The 20,305-nt window shown below is 61.5% G+C and carries 21 protein-coding genes; 7 read left to right on the top strand and 14 right to left on the bottom strand.

What is annotated here, in order from left to right; all coding sequences use genetic code 11:
- Window positions 1–21: 21 nt before the first annotated feature.
- The 5 genes from pqqA to pqqE all read left to right on the top strand — a co-directional run bounded on the left by pqqA (window position 22) and on the right by pqqE (window position 3,241).
- The gene (gene pqqA, locus K1X80_RS26250) at window positions 22–96 is read left to right on the top strand and encodes a pyrroloquinoline quinone precursor peptide PqqA (RefSeq protein ID WP_003194766.1); all 75 of its coding nucleotides are present in this window, start codon (window positions 22–24) and stop codon (window positions 94–96) included.
- Between the two features lie 75 nt (window positions 97–171).
- Complete coding sequence (gene pqqB, locus K1X80_RS26255; RefSeq protein ID WP_057440302.1) at window positions 172–1,083, top strand: pyrroloquinoline quinone biosynthesis protein PqqB; 912 nt, start codon at window positions 172–174, stop codon at window positions 1,081–1,083.
- 10 nt (window positions 1,084–1,093) lie between these two features.
- Entirely contained in the window at window positions 1,094–1,846 is a 753-nt protein-coding gene (pqqC, locus tag K1X80_RS26260; protein ID WP_220172575.1) for a pyrroloquinoline-quinone synthase PqqC, read from the top strand.
- A complete protein-coding gene (gene pqqD, locus K1X80_RS26265) occupies window positions 1,843–2,118 on the top strand; it encodes a pyrroloquinoline quinone biosynthesis peptide chaperone PqqD (protein WP_032858571.1) in 276 nt (91 codons plus the stop codon). The genes pqqC and pqqD overlap by 4 nt, the downstream gene beginning before the upstream one ends.
- Entirely contained in the window at window positions 2,090–3,241 is a 1,152-nt protein-coding gene (pqqE, locus tag K1X80_RS26270; RefSeq protein ID WP_198800070.1) for a pyrroloquinoline quinone biosynthesis protein PqqE, read from the top strand. The genes pqqD and pqqE overlap by 29 nt, the downstream gene beginning before the upstream one ends.
- 4 nt (window positions 3,242–3,245) lie before the next feature.
- On the opposite strand, the gene K1X80_RS26275 is transcribed toward pqqE, so the two are convergent.
- The 4 genes from K1X80_RS26275 to K1X80_RS26290 all read right to left on the bottom strand — a co-directional run bounded on the left by K1X80_RS26275 (window position 3,246) and on the right by K1X80_RS26290 (window position 5,686).
- Window positions 3,246–3,404 carry a YqaE/Pmp3 family membrane protein gene (locus K1X80_RS26275; protein WP_081044318.1) on the bottom strand — a complete coding sequence of 53 codons (159 nt, stop codon included), beginning with the start codon at window positions 3,402–3,404 and terminating at the stop codon, window positions 3,246–3,248.
- A gap of 97 nt (window positions 3,405–3,501) precedes the next feature.
- On the bottom strand, window positions 3,502–3,822 hold the full coding sequence (locus tag K1X80_RS26280; protein ID WP_057440299.1) for a DNA-binding transcriptional regulator: 321 nt from the start codon (window positions 3,820–3,822) through the stop codon (window positions 3,502–3,504).
- Window positions 3,806–4,171 (bottom strand): type II toxin-antitoxin system RelE/ParE family toxin, encoded by a 366-nt coding sequence (locus K1X80_RS26285; RefSeq protein ID WP_169990390.1) that lies wholly within the window; start codon window positions 4,169–4,171, stop codon window positions 3,806–3,808. Before K1X80_RS26285 ends, K1X80_RS26280 begins: the two co-directional genes overlap by 17 nt.
- A gap of 234 nt (window positions 4,172–4,405) precedes the next feature.
- A complete protein-coding gene (locus tag K1X80_RS26290; protein WP_057440297.1) occupies window positions 4,406–5,686 on the bottom strand; it encodes an aspartate aminotransferase family protein in 1,281 nt (426 codons plus the stop codon).
- Between the two features lie 206 nt (window positions 5,687–5,892).
- Here K1X80_RS26290 and K1X80_RS26295 point away from each other — a divergent pair, with 206 nt between their 5' ends.
- Entirely contained in the window at window positions 5,893–6,813 is a 921-nt protein-coding gene (locus K1X80_RS26295; RefSeq protein ID WP_057960806.1) for a LysR family transcriptional regulator, read from the top strand.
- Window positions 6,814–7,040: 227 nt separating this feature from the next.
- On the opposite strand, the gene K1X80_RS26300 is transcribed toward K1X80_RS26295, so the two are convergent.
- The 10 genes from K1X80_RS26300 to bioB form a co-directional block, all read right to left on the bottom strand.
- Window positions 7,041–8,819, bottom strand: coding sequence for an acyl-CoA dehydrogenase C-terminal domain-containing protein (locus tag K1X80_RS26300; RefSeq protein WP_057960807.1), 1,779 nt, complete (start codon window positions 8,817–8,819; stop codon window positions 7,041–7,043).
- Between the two features lie 131 nt (window positions 8,820–8,950).
- Window positions 8,951–10,735, bottom strand: a complete 1,785-nt coding sequence (locus K1X80_RS26305; protein WP_115129147.1) for an acyl-CoA dehydrogenase C-terminal domain-containing protein — start codon at window positions 10,733–10,735, stop codon at window positions 8,951–8,953.
- Between the two features lie 90 nt (window positions 10,736–10,825).
- Window positions 10,826–12,118, bottom strand: coding sequence for a diguanylate cyclase (locus K1X80_RS26310; RefSeq protein ID WP_057960809.1), 1,293 nt, complete (start codon window positions 12,116–12,118; stop codon window positions 10,826–10,828).
- Between the two features lie 206 nt (window positions 12,119–12,324).
- A complete protein-coding gene (locus K1X80_RS26315) occupies window positions 12,325–14,130 on the bottom strand; it encodes a phenylacyl-CoA dehydrogenase (RefSeq protein WP_057440295.1) in 1,806 nt (601 codons plus the stop codon).
- Between the two features lie 377 nt (window positions 14,131–14,507).
- A complete protein-coding gene (locus K1X80_RS26320) occupies window positions 14,508–14,789 on the bottom strand; it encodes a pyrroloquinoline quinone biosynthesis protein PqqE (protein WP_198800067.1) in 282 nt (93 codons plus the stop codon).
- Window positions 14,790–14,894: 105 nt separating this feature from the next.
- On the bottom strand, window positions 14,895–15,575 hold the full coding sequence (gene bioD / locus K1X80_RS26325; protein ID WP_057440293.1) for a dethiobiotin synthase: 681 nt from the start codon (window positions 15,573–15,575) through the stop codon (window positions 14,895–14,897).
- Window positions 15,572–16,384, bottom strand: coding sequence for a malonyl-ACP O-methyltransferase BioC (gene bioC, locus K1X80_RS26330; protein WP_128593321.1), 813 nt, complete (start codon window positions 16,382–16,384; stop codon window positions 15,572–15,574). Before bioC ends, bioD begins: the two co-directional genes overlap by 4 nt.
- Complete coding sequence (locus K1X80_RS26335) at window positions 16,377–17,108, bottom strand: alpha/beta fold hydrolase (RefSeq protein WP_198800066.1); 732 nt, start codon at window positions 17,106–17,108, stop codon at window positions 16,377–16,379. The genes bioC and K1X80_RS26335 overlap by 8 nt, the downstream gene beginning before the upstream one ends.
- Window positions 17,101–18,279, bottom strand: a complete 1,179-nt coding sequence (bioF, locus tag K1X80_RS26340) for an 8-amino-7-oxononanoate synthase (protein WP_169990393.1) — start codon at window positions 18,277–18,279, stop codon at window positions 17,101–17,103. The genes K1X80_RS26335 and bioF overlap by 8 nt, the downstream gene beginning before the upstream one ends.
- Before the next feature lie 94 nt (window positions 18,280–18,373).
- Window positions 18,374–19,429, bottom strand: a complete 1,056-nt coding sequence (gene bioB / locus K1X80_RS26345) for a biotin synthase BioB (RefSeq protein ID WP_220172576.1) — start codon at window positions 19,427–19,429, stop codon at window positions 18,374–18,376.
- A gap of 92 nt (window positions 19,430–19,521) precedes the next feature.
- On the opposite strand from bioB, the gene K1X80_RS26350 reads away from it, so the two are divergent.
- On the top strand, window positions 19,522–20,259 hold the full coding sequence (locus tag K1X80_RS26350; RefSeq protein ID WP_120734252.1) for a ComF family protein: 738 nt from the start codon (window positions 19,522–19,524) through the stop codon (window positions 20,257–20,259).
- Window positions 20,260–20,305 lie beyond the last annotated feature (46 nt).

The raw sequence follows: 20,305 nt of genomic DNA on the forward strand, positions 1-20,305 counted from the left end.
TCCCTTCGTAGGAGTATGAATATGACTTGGTCCAAACCTGCTTACACTGATCTGCGTATCGGTTTTGAAGTCACCATGTACTTCGCCAGCCGCTGATTGCTTTTGTATTGCAATGCAACGCCTCGGCTCGCCGGGGCGTTTTTATTTTGAGTCTTGTGTGAAGGAGCGGCGATGTTTGTCCAGATTCTAGGTTCAGCCGCCGGTGGTGGCTTCCCGCAGTGGAACTGTAACTGTGTGAACTGCGCCGGCTTTCGCGACGGCAGCCTGCGTGCCCAGGCGCGCACCCAATCGTCCATCGCCCTCTCCGATGACGGCGTGAACTGGGTGCTGTGCAACGCTTCGCCGGATATCCGCGCCCAATTGCAGGGCTTTGCACCGATGCAACCAGGCCGGGCATTGCGCGATACCGGGATCAGCGCAATCATCTTGATGGACAGCCAGATCGACCACACCACCGGCCTGCTCAGCTTGCGCGAAGGCTGCCCGCACCAGGTGTGGTGTACCGACATGGTCCATGAAGACCTGAGCACCGGTTTCCCGCTGTTCACCATGCTGACCCATTGGAATGGCGGCCTGGATTGGCAACGCATCGAGTTGGATGCCAGCTTCACCATTCCCGCCTGCCCCAACCTGCGCTTCACCCCGCTGCCCCTGCGCAGTGCCGCGCCGCCCTACTCGCCCCATCGGTTCGACCCGCACCCCGGTGACAATATCGGCCTGATCGTCGAAGACCTGCGCACCGGCGGCAAACTGTTCTATGCCCCGGGCCTGGGCAAAGTGGACGCGCCGCTACTGGAAATCATGGCCGGCAGCGACTGCCTGCTGGTGGACGGCACGATGTGGGATGACGATGAAATGCAGCGCCGTGGCGTCGGCACCCGCACCGGCCGCGAAATGGGCCACCTGGCCCAGAACGGCCCCGGCGGCATGCTAGAGGTCCTGGAGCAACTGCCCCAGCAGCGCAAGGTGCTTATCCACATCAACAACACCAACCCGATCCTCGACGAAGACTCGCCCGAGCGCGCCGAGTTGGCCCGGCGCAATGTAGAAGTAGCCTACGACGGCATGAGCATTGAACTGTAGGAGAGCCCCAATGACCGATACACCGCTGAACCCCGCCGAGTTTGAACAGGCCTTGCGGGCCAAGGGTGCCTTCTACCATATCCACCATCCCTACCACGTGGCGATGTATAAAGGCCGGGCCACCCGCGAGCAGATCCAGGGCTGGGTCGCCAACCGCTTCTACTACCAGGTGAATATCCCACTGAAGGACGCCGCGATCCTGGCCAACTGCCCGGACCGGGAAATCCGCCGCGAGTGGATCCAGCGTTTGCTCGACCATGACGGCGCCCCCGGCGAAGACGGCGGCATCGAAGCCTGGCTGCGCCTGGGCCAGGCAGTGGGCCTGGACCCGGATCAACTGCGCTCCCAGGAACTGGTGCTGCCCGGCGTGCGCTTTGCCGTGGATGCCTACGTCAATTTCGCCCGCCGGGCCAGTTGGCAGGAAGCCGCCAGCAGCTCGCTGACCGAGCTGTTCGCCCCGCAGATCCACCAATCGCGCCTCGATAGCTGGCCCCAGCATTACCCGTGGATCGACCCTGCCGGCTACGAATACTTCCGCACCCGCCTGGGCCAGGCCCGGCGCGATGTCGAACACGGGCTGGCGATCACGCTTACGCACTACACCACCCGCGCCGGCCAGGAGCGGATGCTGGAGATTCTCCAGTTCAAACTGGACATCCTTTGGAGCATGCTCGATGCCATGAGCATGGCCTACGAACTGAACCGCCCGCCCTATCACAGCGTGACCGCGCAGCGGGTCTGGCATAAAGGGATCACCCTATGAGTTTCGACCGCAGCAAAAAACCGACGTGGCGCCAGGGTTATCGCTACCAGTACGAGCCGGCGCAAAAGGGCCATGTGTTGCTGTACCCCGAAGGCATGATCAAGCTCAACGACAGTGCGGCGTTGATTGGTGGCTTGATCGACGGTGAGCGCAGTGTGGCGGCCATCATTGGCGAGCTGGAGCAGCAATTCCCCGGCGTGCCCGAACTCGGTGAAGACATCGAGCAATTCATGGAGGTCGCACGTGCAGAGCACTGGATCGAACTTGCCTGACAAGCCCGAGATTGGCCTGCCGCTCTGGTTGCTCGCCGAGCTGACCTATCGCTGCCCGCTGCAATGCCCGTATTGCTCCAACCCGCTGGACTTCGCCGAGCAGGGCAAGGAGTTGAGCACCGAACAATGGATCAAGGTGTTTCGCGAGGCCCGGGAAATGGGCGCGGCACAATTGGGGTTTTCCGGAGGTGAGCCGCTGGTGCGCCAGGACCTCGCCGAGCTGATCAGTGAAGCCCGCAAGCTGGGGTTCTATACCAACCTGATCACCTCCGGCATCGGCCTGACCGAGCAGAAGATCAGCGACTTCAAAAAGGCCGGCCTGGACCATATCCAGATCAGCTTCCAGGCCAGCGACGAACAGGTGAACAACCTGCTGGCTGGCTCCAGAAAGGCCTTCGCGCAGAAGCTGGAAATGGCCCGGGCAGTGAAAGCCCATGGTTATCCGATGGTGCTGAACTTCGTCACTCATCGACACAATATCGACAAGATCGACCGCATCATCGAGCTGTGTATCGCCCTTGAGGCGGACTTTGTCGAGCTTGCCACCTGCCAGTTCTATGGCTGGGCCCAGCTCAACCGCGTCGGCCTGCTACCTACCCAGGAACAACTGACCCGCGCCGAGCGCATCACCAACGAATACCGCGCCAAGCTGGAAGCGCAAGGTCATCCGTGCAAGCTGATCTTTGTCACACCGGACTACTACGAAGAACGCCCGAAGGCCTGCATGAATGGCTGGGGCAGTATCTTTCTGACAGTAACGCCAGACGGCACCGCCCTACCTTGTCATGGCGCCCGACAGATGCCGGTACAGTTTCCCAATGTGCGCGACCACAGCATGCAGCACATCTGGTACGACTCGTTTGGCTTCAACCGCTTTCGCGGCTACGACTGGATGCCCGAGCCGTGCCGCTCGTGCGACGAGAAAGAAAAGGACTTCGGCGGCTGCCGCTGCCAGGCGTTCATGCTGACCGGTGACGCCAGCAACGCCGACCCGGTGTGCAGCAAGTCTGCCGATCACGGCATCATCCTTAATGCCCGCCTCGAAGCCGAGCACGCCACGCAGACCATCGAGCAATTGGCTTTTCGCAATGAGCGAAACTCACGGCTGATCGCCAAAGGCTGACGGCTCAGCGCTTGGCGATGATGTACACCGCATGCACGATACCTGGGATGTAGCCGCACAGGGTCAACAGGAGATTCAGCCAGAATGCGCCGGCGAAGCCCACTTGCAGGAACACACCCAAGGGCGGCAACAGAATGGCGATGATGATACGAATGAAGTCCATGGGTCAGCTCCAAAAAATCGGCTCGTGTGAGCCGTACAGCTAATCGACCCTGGCCGCGCGTGAGGGTTCAGTGGAATCTGGCACCGGGCCATCCTCCTCAGGCGAGGATGTCCAACCCGTGCTTTTGCACAATGCTCAATAGCTTGAGCGCCATACCACTGGGTTGCTTCTCGCCGGACTCCCATTGCTTGACTGTCGAGGCGCTGGTGTTCAGGTAGCGGGCGAACACCGGCTGGCTGACATGGCTACGTTCGCGCAGCTGCTTGATCTGGGCGGCAGGTATCTGCGCCGGCACAGGTGCAATGCATAGCTCATCGAACTGCCGAAGGGTGGTCTTGCTGATGGCGCCAATCGAATGCAGCGCGCTGGCCGATTGGTGAATGGACTCCAGCGCTTCAGTTTCATATTTTTTGCGCATGATCTATCTCCACAAACTCCCTGAGATCCAGTAATTGCTGGATCTGTATTTCGTTTAAGCCTTCATAGGCCTTTGCCAATGCCCTAAACCCAGCCAATTCCTTGTGGCTGATATTGCTTTGATCTTGCTTGGCGAACAGAAACTGATAAACCCAGTAATGCCTGCCCTTTGCCAAAACGATGGAACGATGCCGGTTGTGATTGAGGCGTTTCTTCCAGACTCCACCGCCCAAGTTATCCGCCTGGCCCCCGAGCATTTCGCCAAATGCCTCCCCCAATTCCGAATCGCAGATCCAGGCTTTGCTGGCGGCATCAGCAAAATGCCGGCTTTTGAACAGTCTGAGCTTCATAGGCATCCCTTCCCCACAAACATACCACCCAGTGGTAGACATTAAAAATAGGGCACACACAAAAATCTCTGCACCCTACCGGCACTCCCTGCCGGCGCCTGCAAAAAAGCCATTTTTTTCGACGGATCTCAAGCCTCCTTTTCAATCCAAAAATGACACACAAAAAAACGCCCCCAGCCAAAAAAATCAGGCTGGAGGCGCCGCGTATAACGCGAGACGGTTCAGGAGTAAGGGTTAAACAGCGATGCCCTTGCGGCATTGCAGTTGGGCGGTGTGCACGCGGGAAAACGCGCGGGCCAGACGCAGCAGCATTTCGTCAATATTGCTCTTGCTTAGCGTCAGCGCCGGGGTAAAGCGCAGGCAGTCGGGTTGTGGGGCATTGAGGATTAAGCCTTCGTACAGCGCCGCCTTTACCACGGCATCTGCCGAATCATCCGACAAGGTCAGGCCCCACAACAGGCCCTGGCCTCGCAGTTCGCCCTGTCCATAGCGGTGAGCAACACGGGCCAGGCCTTCGCCCAGGTACTGTGCGGTATCACGTACGTGTTCGAGGAAGCCGTGCCCCAACACGCTATCGAGCACGGCGACGCCGGCCGCAGCCATCAGCGCATTGCCATGATGGGTGCCTTCGAGCTCACCCAGTTCGAAACAACAGGCTTTGCCACGGGCCAGCAACGCCGCCAATGGCACTCCGCCCCCAAGGCCTTTACCCAGGGCGACGATATCGGCGCGCACACCGTAGCGCTGTTCCGCCAGCAAGGTGCCGCAACGCCCGATCCCGGTCTGCACTTCATCGAGGATCAGCAGGATCCCCAGCTCCCGGCACAGCCGCTCCACCCCCTTGAGGTAATGCTCGGTGGCCGGAACGACGCCGGCGTCGCTCTGGATCGGCTCCAGCATGATCGCCACGGTTTGCGCATCAACGGCGGCATGCAAGGCCGGCAGATCGTTGAACGGTACGTGGCAGAAGCCCGGCAGTTGCGGCTCGAAACGATTGTCGCCAGCACCTGCCGAGGCCGCCAGTGTCGCCAGGCTGCGGCCGTGACAAGCGTTGCTGGCGGTGATGATGCGATAGGCGCCGCCACGATGCAGTTGGCCCCACTTGCGCGCCAACTTGATGGCCGCTTCGCAGGCTTCTGCACCGCTGTTGAGCAGGTAGGCCTGGTCGCTACCGGTGCTGTGGCACAGTCGGTCCACCAGGTTCAGTTGGCTGCGGTTGTGCAGCCCGATGCCAGGGTTGATCAGCGCTTGCGCCTGGTCAGCCAGCGCACGCACCAGTACCGAGGGGCTATGGCCGAGACTGTTGGCTGCGCCGCCCTGGGTAAAGTCCAGGTAGGCACGGTCTTCGCTGTCCCACAGCCAGGAGCCCTGGCCGCGTACGAAAACCTGTGGCGGACGGGCCACGGTGGGCATCAGGGATTGGCTGGAAAGCTCATCGCGCAGCATCGGTTTTTTCGCGTCCAGTAACAGGTCATCCAGGCTCGGTGCCGGGCGGCGCAAGTTGAACAGATTCATGCCTGCACACCCCGCAGGCTGTTGGCAACCCTCGATTGACGGAAGCCCGGCAAGTCGTTTTTTGCCTTGCCTATGTAAACACCATCGCTGTAAACGGTATTCATCGCGCTTTCTGGCCCTGTAAGCCTTGTGAATAGGCGCTAGACTAGGCGCCTTGGGGGCGTACAGCCATTTCGATTTTCCAGCTTTTTCGATAAGCATTACTTATGGATTTCAAGCAACTGCGTTATTTCGTCGCGGTGTACGAAGAGGGCCATGTCGGCCGGGCTGCCGAGCGCCTGTCGATCTCCCAGCCGGCGCTGTCGCAGCAGATCCGCCAGTTGGAGCAGCACCTGGATGTGAGCCTGTTCGAACGCAGCAGCAAGCGCCTGTTGCCAACCCTGGCCGCCCACACCTTGTACAACCACGCCCTGCCGCTGCTCGATGGTATGCAGCAAGCCGTCGAGGCCCTGCGGCATTTCAAGGGCCAGGCGCTGCGCACCCTGGCCATCGGCGTGCTGCAAACCGTGCATACCAGCCTGGTGCCGCAGATGCTGGAGCGGGTACGCAAGGCCCAGCCGCACCTGGTGGTGCAGATCTACGAGCTGACGGGCCTTGAGATCGAACGCCGCCTGCTCAATGGCTCGCTGGACATTGGCATCAGCTACCTGCCGGCACGCCAGCCCGGTTTGCACGGTGTGCTGCTGTATGAAGATGAACTGAAAGTGGTCATCCCGGCCGACCATCCCTTGCGTGAATTCAAGAAGGTCTCCCTCAAGCAGGCGGCGGAGTTGCCCATGCTGTTGTTGGGCGAAGAGTTCCAGGTCAGGCAGATCTGGCAAGCGCAACTGGCGAACCTGGGACGTCGGCCCCAGGTGCAAGCCGAGCTGAACACTATGGTGGGGATTCTCGACAGCCTGCCCCATACCAAACTGGCGACGGTACTGCCCGGCCGATCACAGGACGAACACAGCAGCCAGGCGCTGCTATGGAAGCCCTTGAGTGAGCCACGGGTGCCGCTGAAGGTGGGGTTGGTGTGCCGGGATGTACAACGTCAGCAGGCAACGTTGGCATTGCTGCGCACCTTGCTCGAAGACGTGATGAATGGTCCACATGGGCCGACGGCCACGGTAGACGGGCTGGCCTGAACTTTTTCGCGGGCAATAAGAAAACCCCGCCGAAGCGGGGCTTTGCAGACTGTTTCCCTGACATCCATTTCACTCCGCCATCCTGGCAGAATCCTACGTGTCCCTGTTGTTGCTTTGCGCTTCCTGCGCGACGTCCATGTGAAGTAGATTAGCTGTGGATCCAATCTGGCGATAGAGGACGATTAGCAGCACGTCATGTAAGAGAATGCTTACACGCCCTCTTCGGCTTAGAACTGCGCTTCGTCCAGCAGGAACAGCGATTCACTGCCGGCCTTCACCGAAGCACTCAAAGAGTGGATACGCGGCAGCAGGCGGGCAAAGTAGAAGCGCGCCGTCCCCAGTTTGCTGGCGTAGAAGTCCTCCTCGGCCTCTTTGCCCAAGGCGGCCTTGGCCATCAGCGCCCACATGTAGGCGTAGGCCATGTAGCCAAAGGCGTGCAGATACTCCACCGAGGCCGCACCGATTTCATTCGGGTTGCTCTTGGCGCGGTCCAGGACCCAGGCAGTCAAGGTGTCGAGTTCGTCCACCGCAGCACTCAGCGGCTGAATGAACTCGGCCAGGTCACTGTTGGCAGTGGCGATGAAATGGCGGATCTCATCGGCGAACAGGGTGTAGAACGCCCCGCCGCTGCCAACGATCTTGCGCCCCATCAAGTCCAGCGCCTGGATGCCGTTAGTGCCTTCGTAGATCTGAGTGATGCGCACATCCCGCACCAACTGCTCCTGACCCCACTCGCGAATATAGCCATGACCACCGAAAATCTGCTGGCCGTGCACGGTGGTTTCCAGGCCCAGGTCGGTGAGGAACGCCTTGGAAACCGGGGTCAGCAGCGCCACCAGGTCATCTGCGCGCTTGCGGGTCGCGGCGTCTTCGCTGAACTTGGCGGTGTCCAGTTGCATCGCCACGTAAGTGGAGAACGCCCGGCCGCCTTCGTTCGCGGCCTTCATGGTCAGCAACATGCGACGCACGTCAGGGTGGTTGATGATCGGGTCGGCGATCTTGTCCTTGGCCTTGGGGCCGGTCGGCGAGCGGCTTTGCAGGCGGTCACGCGCATATTCGACCGCGTTCTGGTAAGAGCGCTCGCCGGTCGCCAGGCCCTGGATACCGACACCCAGGCGCTCATAGTTCATCATGGTGAACATCGCCGCCAAGCCACGGTTCGGCTCGCCAACCAGATAGCCAACGGCTTCGTCGAAGTTCATTACACAGGTCGCGGAGGCCTGGATCCCCATCTTGTGCTCGATCGAGCCACAGGTCACCGGGTTGCGCGCGCCCAGGCTGCCATCGGCATTGACCATGAACTTGGGCACCAGGAACAACGAGATGCCCTTCGGCCCGGCCGGGGCGTCCGGCAGCTTGGCCAGCACCAGGTGGATGATGTTTTCGGTGAGGTCGTGTTCGCCACCGGTGATAAAGATCTTGGTGCCGCTGACCTTGTAGGAACCGTCCGCCTGCGGCTCGGCCTTGGTACGAATAATCCCCAGATCGGTACCGGCATGGGGCTCGGTCAGGCACATGGAACCGGCCCACACACCCGAGTACATATTCGGCAGATAAGTGGCTTTCAGTTCGTCACTGGCGTGGGTGTTGATCGACACGCAGGCGCCGGACGTCAGCATCGGGTACAGGCCAAACGCCAGGCCCGAGGAGTTGATCATCTCTTCGACCTGGGCCGAGACCGCCTTGGGCATGCCCATGCCGCCGTAGGCAGGATCGCCACCAACGCCCACCCAGCCGCCTTCGGCGTAGGTCTTGTAGGCCTCGGGGAACCCGGCCGGGGTGGTGACCACGCCGTTGTCCCAGCGGCAACCTTCCTCGTCGCCATTCCGGCTCAACGGGGCGATGGTCTTGGCGGTGACTTTACCGGCCTCCTCAAGGATCGCCTCGACGGTTTCAGCATCCACGGTCTCGGCCAGGGCCGGCAATTGCGCCCACAGCTTGGCAACCTCGAATACTTCGTTGAGGACGAAGCGCATATCGCGCAGCGGCGCTTTGTAGTCAGCCATGGCAAACCTCGTGAGAACGTTAAAAGTGATTCGGTAGGATCGGTTTCACAGACCCAGAGTGTAACCGAACAACTTTTGTGACACATAGGGTCTGCTTGTGACCAATTGGTATTTTACAGTCACACCAACAGTTATAAGGCGAACAATTCGGCGGGCAAACTCATCAGGCAATCACTGCCCGCCTCCACCGCCGCACGATGGGCACTGGTGCGCGGCAACAGGCGCTTGAAATAAAACTCACAGGTCACCAGCTTGCCCCGGGCGTAATCCCCATCGCCACTGCCCGCATCCAATTGCGCCTGGGCCACCAGGGCCATGCGCAACCACAGGTAGGCATGGATGATGTAACCGCTGTACATCAAATAATCCAGGGCGGCGGCGCCGACTTCATCAGGGTTTTTCATCGCGGCCATGCCGACCTTGGTGGTCAACTCGCCCCATTGCTGGTTCAGCTCGTTGAGCTGTGCAACCTGGGCCTTGAGTTGCGGGTGCTCGGCATTCGCCGCACAGAACTTATGCACAATCTTGGTAAAGCCGCGCAGCAACTTGCCCTGGCTGCCCAGCACCTTACGCCCCAGCAAATCCAGGGCCTGGATGCCGTTGGTGCCTTCATAGATCGGCGCGATGCGACAATCGCGCACCAACTGTTCCATGCCCCACTCGCGGATAAAACCGTGGCCGCCGAACACCTGCATGCCGTGGTTGGTCACTTCCAGGCCGGTCTCGGTCATAAAGGCTTTGCAGATCGGGGTGAGGAACGCCAGCAAATCCTCGGCTTCCTGGCGTTGCTGCGGGTCGTCGCTCAGGTGTGCGGTGTCCAGCAGTTGCGCGGTGAAGTACGTCAGGGCGCGGTTGCCTTCGTTGAAGGCTTTCATGGTCAGCAACATGCGCCGCACATCGGGATGCACGATGATCGGGTCCGCCGGTTTGTCCGGGGCCTTGGCGCCGGTCAGGGCGCGCATCTGCAGGCGGTCGTTGGCGTACTTGATCGCGCCCTGGAAGCTCGCTTCACCCAGGCACAGCCCCTGCATGCCGGTGCCCAGGCGCGCGTGGTTCATCATGGTGAACATGCAATTGAGGCCTTTATTGGCCTCGCCGATCAGGTAGCCCTCGGCACCATCGAAATTCAGCACGCAGGTGGCCGAAGCCTTGATCCCCATCTTGTGCTCGATGGAGCCGCAACTGACGCCATTACGCGCCCCGCTATCGGCGAGGAACTTGGGCACGATAAACAGCGAAATACCCTTGGTGCCAGCAGGCGCATCCGGCAACTTGGCCAACACCAGGTGGATGATGTTTTCACTCATGTCGTGCTCGCCGGCCGAGATGAAGATCTTGCTGCCGGTCACCGCGTAGCTGCCATTGGCCTGGGGCACGGCGCGGGTCTTGATGATGCCAAGGTCAGTGCCGCAGTGGGCTTCGGTCAGGCACATGGTGCCCGTCCACTGGCCGGCGGTGAGCTTGGTCAGGTAGGTGTCTTTCTGCTCTTGAGTGCCATGGGCGTGGATCGCCGACATGGCGCCGTGGGTCAGGCCGGGGTACATGCCCCAGGAGGTGTTGCTGGAGCCGATCATCTCGCTGAGCACCAAGCCCAGGGAAGACGGCAAGCCCTGCCCGCCGTAGGCCGGATCCGCCGCCAGGCCGTGCCAGCCGCCTTCGACGTATTGCGCGAACGCTTCCTTGAAACCTTTGGGTGTGGTCACCACGCCATTGTCGAAATGGCAGCCCTCTTCGTCCCCCGGACGGTTCAACGGCGCCAGCACGTTCTCGCAGAACCTCGCGCCTTCTTCGAGGATTGCGCTGACCATGTCCGGGCTGGCCTCGGTGGCGCCCAAAGCAGCGTAGTGAGCGGGGAAATCAAACACGTGATCAATCAGAAAGCGCATATCGCGCAGGGGAGCTTTATAGGCAGGCATGGTGATGTCTCCGGCGGCAGATGACTCAAACCTACTGCCGCCAGGAGCCCCGGACAATCACTGTACAGACGCTGAATACACCACCATCACTCAACCGGCAGCGCCCTGCATGCGCACCGCGCCACGGCGGTTCTGGCCGGCCGCCACCACACAGTTGCGCCCGGCGCCCTTGGCGTTGTACAGCGCCTGGTCGGCGGACTTGAGCACTTCTTCGGGGGTGCGCTGCTCGGCCTGGCGCTCGGCGACGCCGATGCTCACGGTCACCGACACACTATTCGCCCCCGTGCCCGAACGGCGCTGGCGCCCCTGGTGATCGTCCTGGGGGCGGCTGTCGGGGTTACGCAACTTGATGTGGTAGTTGGCAATGATCTCGCGGATTTCTTCCAGGTGCGGCAGGCATTCATCCAGGGTCTTGCCGGCAAACACCACGGCAAACTCTTCGCCGCCATACCGATAGGCCCGGCCGCCGCCGCTGACTTTCGACAGTTTGCTGGCGACCAGCCGCAGCACCTGGTCACCGACGTCGTGGCCATGGGTGTCGTTGAATCGCTTGAAGTGGTCGACGTCGCTCATCGCCAGCACATAGTTGCGCCCCAGGCGCTGCATACGCTCGTTGAGGGCGCGGCGTCCGGGCAGGCCGGTGAGTTCATCGCGAAAGGCCATCTGATAGGCCTCGTGGGACACACCTGCAGCAATCATCAACATCACCTGGCTGCACATGATGTTCAGGGTGAACGGCAGGATAAAGGTCTGCGGCAACATCCAGAACATCCCCAGCAATCCCACCAGCTGTGCCGCATGCAACGGCCGCGGTTCGCGCCAGTACTGGGCCGCCAGTGCGACAAAGCCCAGCAGGAACATCGGGTACGACAGTTGGATCAAGCTCATCCACGCGCCATGCAATGCCGGCCAGCGAATTTCCGCCAGCCAGTTGAGCAACGGCCCCGGGTAACTCTGCTCCAGGCCCAGGGCCACGCTGCCTACGGCGAGCAGCACCGCGCAGCGTGCGACAAAGTCGCGGAACAGGTGGGTTTTCTCCTGCCACAGGGCATAAATGCTGAACAGCATCGGCAACAGCAGGCACACCAGATGGAACACCACGGCGGCGTCTTCGCGCACACGGCCATGGTCGCGGTAGAAATCGGTCTGGGTGTCCAGCAGGAAGTAGGCGACATACACCGTCACCATCAAGAACAGCTCACGCTGGCGACGGTACACCGTGCAATAGGCCCCCCCGAGCAACAGCACCAAGGTCGGCAGGACATTGAACAAGGAGGTGAAGAAGACGTTGAGGTCCTTGACGTAAGCAGCCGACAACCCCGCCAGCAATAACAGCAACGACGGTAGGAAATGACTGAAACGTACAGCAGACGCGCGCGACAAGGGTAAAGCTCCGACCCACAAAAAAGATGGCATAGTGCCTTCACTGAACACAGTTAAGCACACTCAATGTGACCTGTATCACATTGCCACCACTGTAACGGCAGCCAGGCGCAATCCCTGAGCGCGCTACTCAGGTTTTTTCATGCGCCCACAAAAAAGCCGCCGCTCCCGAAAGAGCGGCGGCTTGGCAGGGAACCCGCCGGGGCTTAGTAGCCCAGGTCGAAGTTCTCTTCTTTCATGTCCATCAGGTTGTTGGCGCCCGACAGCATGGTGGCTACGTGGGTGCGGGTGCGCGGCAGGATGCGCTGGAAGTAGAAGCGCGCAGTCTGCAGCTTGGCGGTGTAGAAGCCTTCTTCGCTGGTGCCGGCAGCCAGTTTTTCAGCAGCCAGGCGCGCCATCTCGGCCCAGAAGTACGCCAGGCAGGCATAACCGGAGTACATCAGGTAGTCCACGGACGCGGCACCGACTTCTTCACGGTCCTTCATGGCAGCCATGCCGACCTTCATGGTCAACTCGCCCCATTCCTTGTTCAGGGCAGCCAACGGTGCGACAAACTCGCTGACCGCTGCGTTGCCTTCGTTGGCCTGGCAGAACTTGTGCACGATCTTGGTGAAGCCCTTGAGCGCTTCGCCCTGGGTCATCAGCACTTTACGGCCGAGCAGGTCCAGGGCCTGGATGCCCGTGGTGCCTTCGTACAGCATCGAAATGCGGCTGTCGCGAACGTTCTGCTCCATGCCCCACTCGGCGATGAAACCGTGGCCGCCGTAGATCTGTACGCCGTGGTTGGCGGACTCAAAACCGACTTCGGTCATGAACGCCTTGGCGATCGGGGTCATGAACGCCAGCAGGCCATCTGCCTGTTTCTTGGCTTCGTCGTCGGTGCCGTATTTGACGATATCCACTTGCTTGGCGGTGAAGTACACCATCGCACGGTTGCCTTCGGCGAAGGCTTTCATGGTCAGCAGCATGCGGCGTACATCAGGGTGCACGATGATCGGGTCAGCGGCCTTGTCCGGCGCTTTCGGGCCAGTCAGGGAGCGCATCTGCAGACGGTCACGCGCATATTTCAGGCCACCCTGGAAACCGATCTCGGCGTGGGCCAGGCCTTGCAGTGCGGTACCCAGACGAGCGGTGTTCATAAAGGTGAACATGCAGTTCAGGCCTTTGTTCGCCGGGCCGATCAGGTAGCCGGTGGCCGCGTCGAAGTTCATTACGCAGGTGGCGTTGCCGTGGATGCCCATCTTGTGTTCCAGGGAACCACAGGACACCGCGTTGCGCTCACCCACCGAACCATCGGCGTTGGGCAGGAACTTAGGCACGATAAACAGCGAAATGCCTTTGGTGCCAGCCGGAGCATCCGGCAGGCGGGCCAGTACGATGTGGACGATGTTATCGGCCATGTCGTGTTCACCGGCCGAGATGAAGATCTTGGTCCCGGAGACTTTGTAGGAACCGTCGGCCTGAGGCTCGGCCTTGGTGCGCAGCATGCCCAGGTCGGTGCCGCAGTGCGGTTCGGTCAGGCACATGGTGCCGGTCCACTCGCCCGAGACCAGTTTGGTCAGGTAGGCATCCTGCTGCTCGGGGGTACCGTGCTCGGAAATGGTGTTCATCGCGCCATGGGACAGGCCTGGGTACATGCCCCACGACCAGTTGGCTTCACCGACCATCTCGCTGACGGCCAGGCCCAGGGATTCCGGCAAGCCTTGGCCGCCGTGCGCGACGTCGTGGGCCAGGCTCGGCCAGCCGCCCTCGACGAATTGCTTGTAGGCTTCTTTGAAACCAGTAGGGGTTTTAACGCCTGACTCGCTCCAGGTGCACCCTTCGATGTCACCGACGCGGTTCAACGGGGCCAGCACTTGCTCACAAAACTTGGCGCCTTCTTCGAGAATGGCGTCAACCATGTCTGGGGTAGCGTCCTGGCAAGCCGGCAGACTCTGATAGTGCGCTTCGTAGCCGAGCAGTTCGTCACGAACGAAGCGAATATCACGCAAGGGGGCCTTGTAGTCAGGCATAGCGATAAACCTCTGCTGATGAATCCTGGAATGAACAACCGCGTGGATTTGTTGTAGCGGTCAAACAGTTGTTTGAAACATACGTTTACGCCCAATCCTTGTCAAGCGCCCAGCGGATGCCGTTTGTCATGACGCAGGTCAACGCCAGGCGCGACGAGGCCTGCAGCGTGATGCCGCACGGCGTTTCAACAATGGGAAGATGGGAGAATCAGGCGTTTGTGGCGAACGGGCTTGCCCCCGTTGGGCTGCGCAGCGCCCCAGAAAGGCACTGGCGGTGTATCAGATGAATTGCATTGCTGGTGTGGGGCTGCTGCGCAGCCCGACGCGGGCAAGCCCGCTCGCCACAGGAAAAGCACCCGCCATATGGCGAGAGGGGATCAAGCGTAGGTGTCGATCAACGTGCCGAGCATTTCGTCGGAAGCCTTGGCGACTTTCGCGCCCAGCTCCACCTGAAACTTGCCTTCGGCCAGTTCCACCATATTGCTCGCCGAGTCGGTCGGCTGGCCGCGATTGACCGCCTGCAAGCGATCATTCTGGGCATCCGAAGGCTGGCCGGTGGCGGCACTGGCGATTTTGCCGGCGGCCTGGTCGACGCGGTTCTGCCCGGCCTGAATAGTGCTCAGGCCTGAATAAAACGCACTGTTTCCAGAGATTTCCATGGCGAACCTGCCTTGCAATAAATCGTGAACCCTTATTGAAGCAGACAATCTGGCAAAAGGCCCGTCAATAACACTAATGGCATAATGCCTTATCGCTAGGAAAAACTAATCAAGCAAGTCCAGTTGCAGGTACCCGGCCACTGCTTCGGCCGTGGGCTGCTTGAGCCTTGGCACTCGGCCCAGGCAGGGCGCCGGCAGGCGTTCGGCCAAGGTGGCGAGGTTTTCTTCCAGACGGGAGGTCTTCGGGTCGATGATATTGGCCACCCACCCCGCCAGCGGTAAACCGTCCCGGGCGATGGCTTCGGCGCTCAACAATGCATGATTGATGCAGCCCAGACGCACGCCCACCACCAGGATCACCGGCAGCCCCAAGGCCTTGGCCAGGTCGGAGAGGTTGTGCTGATCGGCCAGTGGCACGCGCCAGCCGCCTGCGCCTTCGATCAAGGTGAAGTCCGCGTGTTTATCGAGGATGTGCCGCATTGGCTTGAGCAGCGCTTGCACGGTCAACGCCACACCAGCTTCACGGGCCGCCAGGTGCGGCGCGATGGCGGGCTCGAAGGCCAGTGGATTGACCTCGGCATAAGCCAGCGGCAACGAGCACTCGGCCAGCAAGGCCAGGGCATCGGCGTTGCGCAAGCCACGGGAGGTCACTTCGCAGCCCGAGGCCACCGGCTTGCCGGCAGCCGTGCTCTTGCCCGCTTGCCGTGCGGCATGCAGCAGGCCTGCGGCGACGGTGGTCTTGCCGACATCGGTGTCCGTGCCGGTGATGAAATAGGCGGCGCTCATAATGGTTTCTCCAATACGGCGTACACGACTTGATAGGTTGCCGGCAGCCCCTGGGTCTGGCGAAACTGCTCGTAGGCCTGCACCAGTGCAACAACCCGTGCCCGGCCCGTCAAGCCACCGGGGCGCCCCGGGTTCAGATTGTGCGCGCCCAATGCTTTCAATTCGTGGGTCAGGCTGCGCACATCCGGGTAATGCAACACATGGGCACGTTGCTCCAGGCTGACCACACGCAAGCCACTGTCCGCACACAGCTGTTGATAAGTACTGAACGGGCGGAAGCGATTGACGTGCACCATCCCATCCGCCGCCCGCCAGCTTTCGCGCAGTTCGTCCAGGGTGCCGACGCACAGGCTGGCAAACGCCAGCACACCGCCAGGCTGCAGCACGCGCCGGGCTTCACTGAGCACCGCGGCAAAATCGGCACACCACTGCACTGCCAGGCTGGAGAAGATCAACTCGCAGCTTGCATCCTGTAACGGCAAGCGCTCGGCATCCCCGGCAATAAAGTACTCAGCACCGCCCAATGGCCGGGCGTGATTAAGCATGCCTTCGGCGATATCCAGCGCCAGGCCCTGGCCCTCGGGGAATACACTGTTTAATGCGCGGCTGAAATACCCGGTGCCGCACCCCAGGTCCAGCCAGCGCTGGGGAAGCAAGGCTGACGGCAGACGGGACAGCAGTTCGCCGCCCACATCACGCTGCAACGCGGCCACGCTGTCATAACTGGCCGCCGCCCTGGAAAACGACGCCGCGACCTGGCGCTTGTCGGGCAAGGCGCCCGGCAGTGGAGGATGGGACAAATCAGTCATCACCGCACTCATGCAAAAAAGCCTGGATCGCCCCCGCCACTCCGTGGGGGTTGTCCAGTAGGAAAGCGTGGCCGGCCTGTTCAATCAGACCGACTTCGACATCTGGCAGCAACTTCAACAACTCAATAGCCGCCTCACAGGGCACCAACTCATCCAGGCCGGCAAACAGATGCAACTGCGGGCCACGAAAGGCCTGCAAGGCCTCGCGAGTATCCAGTTGCGCGAGCAGTTCAAGGCCGGTCATCAGCACACTGGAGGGGGTAGCCGGCGCGCTGCTGACCAGCAAGCGCGCAATGCCCCGTGGGTCTTGCGTGCCCTTGGCGCACAGCAGGCCGAAACGTTTGAGGGTGACTTGCGAGTCGGCATGGCAACCGGCCAGGAATGCATCGAAAGTCTGCGCCGGCATCGCGCTGGGCCAGCCCTCATGCGCCACAAAACATGGATTGCTGGCCAAAGTCAGCAGGCCGCAGCAGCGCTCGCCACGCCGTGCCGCCAACTCAGAGGCGAGCATCCCGCCCAACGACCAGCCGCCCAGCCAGGCGTTATCGGGCAAGGTGGCGTCAAGTTCGTCGAGCCATTCGTCGAGGTCGCTGCCCGCCAGCGCCGGCAACGGTTCGATATCTACCCGCAGGTGCTCGTCCAAACCGCGCAAGGCGGCGGCCAAAGGCTCCAGCGGCGAGACACCCAGGCCCCAGCCGGGGAGCAATATCAGTCGATCACGCATGGTCGGACTCCCGGCCTGACAAACGCAAACACGTGTCCAATGCGTCTAACAATAGTCGTACCTGCGCCTCGCTGTGGGCGGCGGTCAAGGTCACGCGCAAGCGCGCGCTGCCGGCCGGCACCGTGGGCGGGCGGATGGCCGTGACCATGATCCCGCGTTCGCGCAGCATCTGAGACAGGCGCATCGCCCGGGCACTGTCGCCAATCATGATTGGCTGGATCGGCGTGAAGCTGTCCATCAGCTCCAGGCCGATCTGCTCGGCGCCCTGGCGGAACTGACGGATCAGCGTGCACAGATGCTCGCGTCGCCAGTGCTCGCTGCGCAGCAGCTCCAGACTTTTCAGGGTCGCACAGGCCAGCGCCGGCGGTTGGCTGGTGGTGTAGATGTATGGGCGGGCGAACTGGATCAGGCTTTCGATCAGTTCCTCACTGCCAGCCACAAACGCCCCGGCGGTGCCGAAGGCCTTGCCCAGGGTGCCGACCAACACCGGCACATCCTCCTGGCTCAGGCCGAAATGCTCGACAATCCCGCCCCCCGTGGCGCCCAACGGGCCGAAGCCATGGGCGTCATCCACCATCAGCCAGGCGCCCTTGGCCCGGGTTTCGCGGGCCAGCGCCGGTAGGTCCGCCAGGTCGCCGTCCATGCTGAACACACCGTCGGTGACCACCAGGGTATTGCCGCTGGCTTTTTCCAGGCGCTTGGCCAGGCTGAGCGCATCGTTGTGCAGATAGCGATTGAATCGTGCGCCGGAGAGCAAACCCGCATCCAGCAGGGACGCGTGGTTGAGGCGGTCTTCGAGCACCGTATCGCCCTGCCCCACCAATGCGGTGACGGTGCCGAGGTTGGCCATATATCCGGTGGTGAACAACAAGGCACGCGGGCGCCCGGTGAACTCGGCCAGGGCCTCCTCCAACTCATGATGCGGGGTGCTATGACCGACCACCAGGTGCGAAGCCCCGCCGCCGACGCCCCAGCGGGAAGCCCCGGCCTGCCAGGCTTCGATGACTTGCGGATGATTGGCCAGGCCCAGGTAGTCGTTATTGCAAAAGGCCAATAGCGGCTTGCCGTCTACCACCACCTGCGGCCCCTGGGGGCTCTGCAGCAGCGGGCGCTGGCGATAGAGATGGTCTGTACGGCGGGCAGCGAGGCGCGCGGCGAGATCGAAAGACATGCTGGCCTCGGTAGATCAGGTTGGACTCGACCCACTGTAGGAGCTGGCTTGCCTGCTCCCACATTTGGATTGCACTCCAACAGGGAGATGGGGGTCAGACGGCGGCGTTGTAGAACTGCTCGCTGCTTTTCTGCTCGACCAACGCCTGCTCAATCGCCGCCTGGTGCACTTCATCGGCATGCTCTTCGCGGGCTTCCGGCAGGATGCCCAGGCGCGAGAACAGTTGCATGTCCTTGTCCGCCTGCGGGTTGGCGGTGGTCAGCAATTTGTCACCGTAGAAAATCGAGTTGGCACCGGCAAAGAACGCCAGGGCCTGCATCTGCTCATTCATTGCCTCGCGGCCGGCGGACAGGCGCACGTGGGATTTCGGCATCAGGATGCGCGCCACGGCGAGCATGCGGATAAAGTCGAACGGGTCGATATCCTCGGCATTTTCCAGGGGCGTACCGGCCACCTTGACCAGCATGTTGATCGGCACCGACTCCGGATGCTCCGGCAGGTTGGCCAGTTGGATCAGCAGGTTGGCGCGATCGTCCAGGGATTCGCCCATGCCGAGGATGCCGCCCGAGCAGATCTTCATCCCCGAATCACGCACATACGCCAGGGTTTGCAGGCGCTCGCTGTAGGTGCGGGTGGTGATGATCGAGCCGTAGAACTCCGGCGAGGTGTCCAGATTGTGGTTGTAGTAGTCGAGGCCGGCCTGGGCCAGGGCCTCGGTCTGGTCCTGGTCGAGACGGCCAAGGGTCATGCAGGTTTCCAGGCCCATGGCCTTCACCCCTTTGACCATCTGCAACACATAAGGCATGTCTTTGGCCGACAGGTGCTTCCAGGCCGCGCCCATGCAGAAACGGGTCGAACCGATGGCCTTGGCGCGTGCAGCCTCTTCGAGGACTTTCTGCACTTCCATCAGTTTTTCTTTTTCCAGGCCGGTGTTGTAGTGGCCCGACTGCGGACAATATTTGCAATCTTCCGGGCAGGCACCGGTTTTGATCGACAGCAACGTCGACACCTGCACCCGATTGGCATCGAAATGCGCGCGGTGCACGGTCTGCGCCTGGAACAACAAGTCATTGAACGGCTGGACGAACAGGGCTTTGACTTCGGCCAAAGACCAGTCGTGACGCAGAGTGGCAGTGAGGCTGGCGCTCATGGGCGATTCCTTGTTTATGCTTGGGCAAGCGCTGTGGGCAGGGCAATACCCACAGGCACGACACGGATGCTCGGCATATTTAAGGAAGATTCATGCACTGTCAACCCAGGCACAAACATGAAGTTTACATCTGGTCAAAAAGCAACCAAACCTGCTTGATCTGTGATGAAGCCACCGACTCGCCCTCAACGGTGTGCAACGCCTGCGAACTCGATCTGCCGTGGCTGACGGACGGCTGCCGCGTGTGCGCCCTGCCGCTGCCGATGAGCGGGCTGATCTGCGGCGAATGCCAGCGCTCACCGCCGGCGTTCCATCAGGTGACCGCACCTTGGACCTACAGCTTCCCGGTGGACAGCCTGATCAGCCGCTTCAAGCATCAGGGCAAATGGCCTCTGGGCCATCTGTTGGCCAATCTATTGGGGCAATGCCTGCAAGACGGCTTCGACAACGCCGAACTGACCCGCCCCGACCGCCTGCTTCCCGTACCGATGGCCGCCAAACGCCTGCGCCAGCGCGGCTATAACCAAGCCGCCATGCTCGCCCGCTGGCTAAGCCAAGACCTCGACCTGGCCTTGGATGAACACATGCTGTTGCGCCCTCAAGACACCATCGCCCAGCAACAATTGGCAGCCAAACAACGCCAGCGCAACTTACTCAAGGCGTTTGCCCTGGCCCCCGACGCACAGGTGCGTGGCCAGCACCTGGCGCTGGTGGACGATGTGCTGACCACCGGCGCCACCGCCCACAGCCTGGCCCGCCTGCTGCTGCACGCCGGCGCGCGCCGGGTCGACGTGTACTGCCTGGCGCGCACGCCCAAGCCCGGCACATGACTTGACTCTGGCGCCGCCTGCCCGCAACGTCCGGTGCATTCCAAGC

Source organism: Pseudomonas sp. So3.2b (genome assembly GCF_019464415.1).
Taxonomy (GTDB): Bacteria; Pseudomonadota; Gammaproteobacteria; order Pseudomonadales; family Pseudomonadaceae; genus Aquipseudomonas; species Aquipseudomonas shahriarae.